This is a genomic window from Zarconia navalis LEGE 11467 (assembly GCF_015207075.1).
Classification (GTDB): domain Bacteria; phylum Cyanobacteriota; class Cyanobacteriia; order Cyanobacteriales; family Geitlerinemataceae; genus Zarconia; species Zarconia navalis.
This window is the reverse complement of sequence record NZ_JADEXN010000223.1, coordinates 1-7,932: the sequence shown is the minus strand read 5'-3', so window position 1 is coordinate 7,932 and position 7,932 is coordinate 1. Positions and strand designations below refer to the sequence as shown.

The 7,932-nt window shown below is 47.3% G+C and carries 6 protein-coding genes; 5 read left to right on the top strand and 1 reads right to left on the bottom strand.

Annotation, left to right across the window (positions count from 1 at the left end; translation table 11 throughout):
* Window positions 1-459: methylenetetrahydrofolate reductase (locus tag IQ235_RS12735; protein ID WP_264321832.1), on the top strand; the 459-nt coding region annotated here is incomplete at its 5' end.
* Window positions 460-585: 126 nt separating this feature from the next.
* Here IQ235_RS12735 and IQ235_RS12730 read toward each other — a convergent pair.
* A complete protein-coding gene (locus IQ235_RS12730; protein ID WP_264321831.1) occupies window positions 586-1,665 on the bottom strand; it encodes a hypothetical protein in 1,080 nt (359 codons plus the stop codon).
* Window positions 1,666-2,031: 366 nt separating this feature from the next.
* Here IQ235_RS12730 and IQ235_RS12725 point away from each other — a divergent pair, with 366 nt between their 5' ends.
* From IQ235_RS12725 to IQ235_RS12710, 4 genes are all read left to right on the top strand, one after another.
* Complete coding sequence (locus IQ235_RS12725; protein WP_264321830.1) at window positions 2,032-2,586, top strand: LemA family protein; 555 nt, start codon at window positions 2,032-2,034, stop codon at window positions 2,584-2,586.
* A gap of 57 nt (window positions 2,587-2,643) precedes the next feature.
* A complete protein-coding gene (locus tag IQ235_RS12720) occupies window positions 2,644-3,960 on the top strand; it encodes a DUF3137 domain-containing protein (RefSeq protein ID WP_264321829.1) in 1,317 nt (438 codons plus the stop codon).
* Window position 3,961: 1 nt separating this feature from the next.
* Window positions 3,962-4,567: a TopoII/MutL transducer domain-containing protein gene (locus tag IQ235_RS12715; RefSeq protein ID WP_264321828.1), complete on the top strand. Its 606-nt coding sequence runs from the start codon at window positions 3,962-3,964 to the stop codon at window positions 4,565-4,567.
* A 165-nt stretch (window positions 4,568-4,732) separates the two neighbouring features.
* The coding region (locus tag IQ235_RS12710; protein ID WP_264321827.1) for an ATP-binding protein at window positions 4,733-7,932 on the top strand (3,200 nt) is incomplete at its 3' end.

Below are 7,932 nucleotides of genomic sequence, written 5' to 3'. Positions count from 1 at the left end.
AACCACCTTCCCGACGGAGCCCTAGACTTATTTGTGGGGGCAGCCGTCGATCCGCAACTGAAAAGCTTTTCTTCATTGCAACGTCGTTTCGAGCGGAAGGTGGAAGCGGGGGCGCAGTTTTTCCAAAGTCAGCTCATTTCTGATTTCGATCGCCTCGATAAGTTTATGACGGAAGTGGCGAATCAGGCGGGGAAGCCGGTTCTGGCGGGGATTTTTCTGCTTAAGTCGGCGAAAAATGCTCGATTTATTAATAAGTACGTTCCCGGCGTGCATATTCCCGACGAAACGATCGATCGGTTAGAACGGGCAGAAGAACCCTTGCGCGAAGGAATGGCGATCGCCGCCGAACAGGTGAAAATTGCCCGTCAACTGTGCCAGGGGGTACATATGATGGCGGTGCGGCGAGAGGATTTGATTCCTGAAATTTTGGAGATGGCGAGGGTTGAGGCGATCGATTGATGGGTGTGGAGAGATGCGATCGACATTGATTACGATCGGTATTTCTCACATCAGTCAACTTTAAAAAGAAAGTTTAAAAAATTGTAGGGGCGGCTTTAGCTGTAGGGGACTTGCGGCCGTTGACCCCTACTTTATCAAAGCTCGAAGAGGCAAATCCCAGTCAGGGCTTAAATTCTTTCTCGCAAAATCCCTGGCTAAATCGTTTTTTTCTAATAGTTCTCGTTGAGACATTAACGGAATGAGCCAATTCCAACCCAAGTGTCGATAAATCTGTTGCAACAACTCGTTAATGGGTCGATAACTATAAGTGCAAACTTCGTAGCACAAATCGTCGAGTTGCTTTGCACACCGATCGAACGCTTCATCCCGGTACAACGAAACGATCCGTTTGACTCGTTCTTCCATCTTGTCTCCAGCCAGTTCTCGAGCGACTCGATCGCTCATCTCGTATCCCTGATTCGATAAATCTGCTGCCAACTGACGCAGTTTCTTTAGATCGTCCCATTTTTGGGTATGGCGATCGCAAGAAAGGGCATTTGCAATACTTTGCACTGCTGCCTCCGGCTGTCCGTTCTGATGGTAGTAATAGGCTAATTTCGCGTGGAGAGCCAGACTCGATGAGTTGGTAGCAATGCCTCGCTCTAAATGCTCGATGATGTCAGCAGCGGTCTGTTTTCGCCTCGTGCGCAGAAAATTACGAGCCGATCCGCCAAAAGTATCGATAATATAGCGATCGACGGTATCTGTATTAAATACATCGGGATCGTGACCATGTTGCCCCAAGGTGTAAAAATTGCGACCCAAGATTTCACCGATCCAGTCGAGTTCTTCTGCCATCGATTCCGTTGGATCGTCGCCATCCTCAATCGCATAAGCTTCCATCTCCGTTAGCAGGTAGTGCAAATAGACGATCGGCGACGGCGCAACTTCGATGAGCTGTCCTTCTTCGGAAAGGGAAGCAACGGGCAATTTTTTTTGAGCCACAGCCGTTGGATGCAGGCAGAGGCCGATCGTCTCTGAACTTGAGGTCGCTCCAAATGGTACGAAAAAGTGGGGCATGGATAAGGTGAAGGGGATGTCGGCTTCAAACCAAGGATCTCCGAGAGATTTCCCGTGAAGTCGATCGATAAGAGCAAAGTCGTGGCTAACAAATGGCAAATCGATCTGTTCTGCTAATCCTTTCAGGGTGTTGCTGGGGTCAGTCATGATGCTGGGGTCATTTGCGATCGAGTCGTTATGGCTGGGTTAATATAGCCCGAAATTGGGTATTACCAGAAATTAGGGCGCCAAATTTTTTGAGGCAGATTTATCTGGCGGCTTCTATTATTGGTTTAACTGATGACACGCTTTAGATAGAAAGTACCCTTAGTAGGTACTTTTAAAACCCGATTGCTCTTGCTACAATAGCAGCAGAAATCTCAGTTACAAAATACGACAAGTTCAATACTGATGCGGAGAATCGAATCGGGCACGACTTGGAAACGCGATACGATCGTTTGTTTAAGTTACTAGATTTCTGCAATCGAAAAAAAAGTTTATTGTTTTATTGAAAATCTTATTATGTGGATTTGGGTGGCAATTGGAGTCGGAATTGCGATCGTATTTGTAATTCTTGCAAGTCTTTATAATACCTTAGTTGGTTTAAAAAATCGGGTTGAAAATGTATTAGCTAGTGTAGATGTATTGCTCAAAAAGCGCTACGACTTGATTCCCGAGCTTGTTTCAACAGTAAAAACTTATATGCAGTACGAGCAAAAAACCCTGACTAATATTGCAGCAATTAGGTCTCGCGCTGTTTCGAGTAACGTTACTCAAGAAGGTCGCGTAGAATTAGAAAACCGTTTGAGTGAGGAGCTGGGAAACCTGTTAGTTGCAGTGGAGGCTTATCCAGACTTAAAAGCTAACCAGAACTTTTTAGAACTCCAGAAATCTCTGAATGAAATCGAGGAGCAACTTTCAGCAGCACGGCGGTTTTACAACACGAGTGTAACCAACTATAACAATGCGATCGAAATGTTTCCGACTAATCTGGTCGCAGCTATTATGAACTATCATCGCAAAAAGCTGTTTGAAACTCCTGTAAGCGAACAACAGAAAGTCAACGTCGGTAACCTTTTTAACCAATAGTCACTTTTCACGACTTTAGCCCATGTAGTGTCGTATTTACATACGGGCAGATTGCCAATGGATAATTCGCTAAAAGCCGGCATTCGGGCATTGCATCAAAAACAGTTTCAAGAGGCAGTTTATTTACTCGAACGCTACTGTAAACTTGAGACAGATCGACTCTCGATTCGTTTTTTGCAAGCTCAAATGCATTTGGTAAGAGCTTACAAAGAAAATGGTCAAGAAAAACAAGCGATTGCTCTGTGTCGGCAGCTAATTCGTAGCGATCGGGCGAAAGTGCAAGCCTGGGCGCGTCGAGTATTACCCCATCTTACGTCAGCTTCGTCTGTTTTTCAAAAAACATCGACTCAAAAGGTAAAGTTTGTGCCTTCACTGGGTTTTAAGTCCCACCTCGATCGTCGAGAAAGATTTTCAGAGACTTCCAATCTAGACCCAAAAGACATTCAGCTCAAAAGTGTTACTCAATTTAAACAGTACTTTGAGAAGGATTTGTTTGTAAAGTTAAAAGGTCTAGAACAACAGAGGAAAAATCTTGTTTTGAAAATAGTTCGATCGGCATTAGTATTTGGATTAATTTTTTTTGCTCTAGCAATTGTAATTGTTTTATTATCGTTGAACTCAAAACATTTATTTTGGATATTCTGGATTATTTTAGTTGCTTGGCTTCTCTTTATATCACCGTCGATAGAATCTTACGACAAAGAATTCAAGGAAAGAATTATTACCAAAATTCTTGAGTTCATCGATCCAAATGGGAATCTCAGCTATTCCCACCATGCTTCAGATAAACCGACTCGACAGGCTTTTATCGAAAGTTACCTTTTTCGTAAGCCAAACAGCTTTTCTGAGAAAGACTGTGTAAAGGGAATATGGGGAGAAACCAAACTCTATTTTTCTGAAGTTATAGCAAAGCGCAAAGTTAGAAGAAAGAAAAAAGATAGATGGATTACAATTTTTAGAGGACTTTTTTTTCAAGCTAATTTTAATAAGTCATTCAAGGGTCGGACTATAGTAGTTCCAGGTGAAGAAAGGGGACGATCGTTCTCTAACAAGCAGTTAGTCGAACTCGAAGATCCAGAATTTGAAAGCCTGTTTACCGTTTATGGAACTGACCAGATTGAGGCGCGCTACATTCTCTCCACCAGTCTGATGCAGCGTATAGTCGATTTCCAGCACAAAGTCGAAAAAAATATTCATATTGCCTTTATAAATAACAGTGTTTACATTGCTATTCCTTACAGTCGAGATTTATTTGAACCCCAAATTTTTAGCAGTTTACTCAGTTTTCAGCCAGCTTTGGAACACTTTCAAACTCTACAAATGATGATTGGTATTGTTGAAGATTTGAATTTAAACCGACGAATTTGGAAATAGTTTGGAACGCATCGGCAAGACACCGCACATCGATACGTTCTATTACCCCAACGGCATCGCCGATTATTTGACCGGGGTGAATGCCAGTCAGACTCAGCGATCGGATATCTTTCACATCAAAACCCAGCGCGATCGCCTTCAAATCGAAGTGGCACTGCGTTGGTACGCCGCTTCCGAGGTAAAATATCGGCATATCCTGCACTCTTTCCCCTGTACCGCAATTTTCGGACAAGCATTTGGAGAAAGCTTTCATCCCGATCGCGATTTATACGATACGCTTCACATTACTAGCTTTGCCAACCAGGTTCGCACAATTCATGGAGGAACCCACGTTGAAGGGTTGAAAAGAGGAGTTATTCGCGCCGTTGAAGCTTTTCATCCTTTATCTGGCAGCAACTTAAACAAAAAATGGCAACAGGTGCGATCGGGCTTAATGGGAATTGTGGCGGTGATGCTCCCAGCACCAGAGTACAGCGGCCCGGTCAAGTACAAACTGGGAAATCGAGAAGTTGAAGACATTGTTGCAACCTCGATCGAAACCTCACTTTCTAACTATTTGAGCGATCGCCCCGAAGTCGTCGAAAACCTATTTTATTTTTGTTTGTAACGTTTATTCGTAAAACTTAAAAATAAGGTAGGTGCAACCCCCGTCTAAATTTTCCTTTAAAACCCCCTAGAATCGCCTTCAGCCTTTTTGTGTTAGAATTTAGGTTGTTTTTGGCATCGCTAGACTTACGCGGCGTGTCTAGCCCCATAGATGGAGAAAGTTGTTATGACCAGCAATTACGGCGCCGATCAGATTCAAGTTCTAGAGGGTCTAGAAGCAGTTCGCAAGCGTCCGGGGATGTATATTGGCTCGACGGGGCCGAGAGGACTGCACCATCTCGTCTACGAAGTCGTCGATAATTCCATCGACGAGGCGCTGGCTGGTTACTGCACCCACATCGAAGTCGATTTAAACGCCAATGGTTCCGTCGCTGTCACCGACAACGGTCGAGGGATTCCCACCGACGTTCACTCCAAAACCGGGAAATCCGCCCTCGAAACGGTGATGACCGTTCTCCACGCCGGGGGTAAATTTGGCGGTGGTGGCTACAAAGTCTCGGGGGGATTGCACGGGGTGGGGGTTTCCGTGGTCAATGCCCTCTCGGAATGGGTGGAAGTCACCGTTTGGCGAGAGAAAAAAGAGCATCTCCAGCGTTACGAACGGGGAAAGCCCGTCGCCGACTTGCAAGTGAAGTCGAGCAAAGAGAAAAGTCGGACGGGGACTTCGGTGCAGTTCATGCCCGATACCGATATCTTCACCACCGGAATCGAGTTCGACTACGATACGATCGCCAGCCGAATTCGGGAACTGGCGTACTTAAACGCTGGGGTCAAAATTACTTTGAGCGATCGCCGTTTGGCATTGCTCGGTACCGACGAACCCAAAGTCGAAACCTACTACTACGAAGGGGGAATTCGGGAATACGTCGAGTACATGAACCGGGACAAAGCTCCCCTCCACGAAGAGATTATCTATATCTCCGGCGAGCGGAATAACGTGCAAGTCGAAGCCGCCTTGCAATGGTGCGTGGATGCCTTTAGCGATAACTTGCTCGGGTTTGCCAATAATATCCGCACCATCGACGGAGGAACCCACCTCGAAGGGTTGAAAACGGTGCTGACGCGCACCATGAATTCGATCGCCCGCAAACGCAACAAACTCAAAGAGGGCGATTCCAACCTCGGCGGCGAAAACATTCGCGAAGGCTTAACGGGGGTAATTTCCGTTAAAGTCCCCGACCCGGAATTTGAAGGACAAACCAAAACCAAACTCGGCAATACCGAAGTTCGGGGAATTGTCGATTCCCTCGTCGGTGAAGTCCTCACAGAATATCTCGACTTTAATCCCAGCGTCGGCGATTTCATTCTCGAAAAAGCGATTCAGGCCTTTAACGCCGCAGAAGCCGCCCGACGAGCGCGGGAATTGGTGCGCCGCAAATCCGTCCTCGAATCCTCGACATTGCCCGGAAAACTGGCCGATTGCAGCTCTAAAGACCCCTCAGAATCGGAGATATTTCTGGTCGAAGGAGATTCCGCGGGGGGCTGTTTCATAAGAAATACTTATGTTTCTTTGACTGATGGTCGAGAAATACCTATCGAAAAGATTGTTGAGGAGCAATCCCAAGGAAAAGAACATTACTGCTACACGATGCGCCCAGACGGGAAAGTGGCGATCGAGCAGATTATTAACGCTCGGATGACCAAAGCCAATGCAGAGTTGGTGAAAGTTACCTTGGATAACGGGGAAAGTATTATTTGTACCCCCGATCACCCCTTCATGTTGCGGGATGGGACGTATAAAGCCGCCGAATTGCTGACCCCGGAAGATTCCCTGATGCCCCTGTATCGGAAGGTTTCCCAGAAGAACGAGAAAGGGCAAGGACTCGATGGTTACGAGATGGCGTGGAGTCCCCGAACCGATCGCTGGATTTACACTCACTTGCTCGCCGACTTCTACAACCTGGCAGGGGGAGTTTATCGCGCTGCCGACGGCAACCACCGCCATCACGTCGATTTCAACAAGCGCAACAATGACCCGAGCAACATTCAGCGATTGCCCGCTGACGAGCATTTGGCATTGCACCGCAAGAATTTAGAGAAAACCCTCCATCGTCCCGACGTTATCGAAAAAAGCCGCCGAATCCATCAAAGTCCGGAATTTCGGGCGATGATGAGCGAGCGGATGCAAGACCCCCGCACCCGCGAAATCCTCTCGGAACAGGCAAAAGTTCAGTGGGAGGATGAGAATTACAAAGCCTATATGGGGCAGAAGTGGCGGGAGTTTTACGAGAGCAACGAAGAATACCGCTCGTCAAATCGGGAGCAGTTAAACAAAGCTCAGTCAGAATATTGGAGCGATGAAACGAACCGTCAAGCTCAAGCCGAGCGGGTGCGGACGTATTTTGAAGAGAATCCCGAGGCACGCGAAGCGCATTCCGAGACAGCCAAAGCCCAATGGCAAGACGAGGAACTGGTCGAATGGCGGCGGGAGAAAACCAAGGAGCAGTGGACTCGGGAGTTTCGGGCGAAGCGTCGCGAGGCGCTCGATCGAACCTATTATCGCAAAACCATCGAAACCCTCCACGAGGTTCTGCGGCAACTGAGCTACTTTGATTTCGATATTTACGAAGACTATCGCCGCCGTCAGAAGGATAAGTCGATTCTGACTTATAAAACCTTCTGCGATCGCTACTTTGGTGGCGACGACTTGCGGGCGCGGCAAGCCGTTCGCAACTACAACCACCGAGTCGTATCCGTCGAACATCTCGATTACCGGGAAGACGTATTCGACATCGAAGTGCCCAACACCCATAACTTCGCCCTCAGTTGTGGTGTCTTCGTTCACAACAGCGCCAAACAAGGACGCGATCGCCGTTTCCAAGCGATTTTGCCCTTGCGCGGAAAAATCCTCAATATCGAGAAAACCGACGACAGCAAAATCTACAAAAATAACGAAATTCAGTCCCTAATTACTGCCCTGGGATTGGGCATCAAAGGGGAAGAGTTCGATGCATCTCAACTGCGCTATCACCGGATCGTGATTATGAGCGTGGCGGGAGACGAACCCACCCTTGTCAAGAAAGATTCGGGACAGACAGAGTTCGTCAACATCGGCGATTTCATCGACGATTGCGTGGAAGGACGGCGAGATCCCGATCGCTATCAGGTGATTTCCTTCGATCCCGATACCAAGGCTACTCGGTTCCGCCCCCTCAAAGCGGTGATTCGTCACCCCCACGAGGAAGCGATGTACGAAATCGTCACCCGGTACAATCGCACCATCAAAGTCACCTCCTCCCATAGCGTCTTCGTCTACGAGAACGATGGAGTGAAGCTCAAAAAAGGTAACGAAGTCCAGCCCAACGATATTCTCGTCGCCAGCCGCCACCTTCCCCGCCCTGCCAAAAGTCCCAAACGGATCGACTT

Coding starts and splice junctions, on each gene's coding strand:
- IQ235_RS12730 (WP_264321831.1), bottom strand. CDS start 1,665: ATGACTGACCCCAGCAACACCCTGAAAGGATTAGCAGAACAGATCGAT.
- IQ235_RS12720 (WP_264321829.1), top strand. CDS start 2,644: ATGGATAATTCGCTAAAAGCCGGCATTCGGGCATTGCATCAAAAACAG.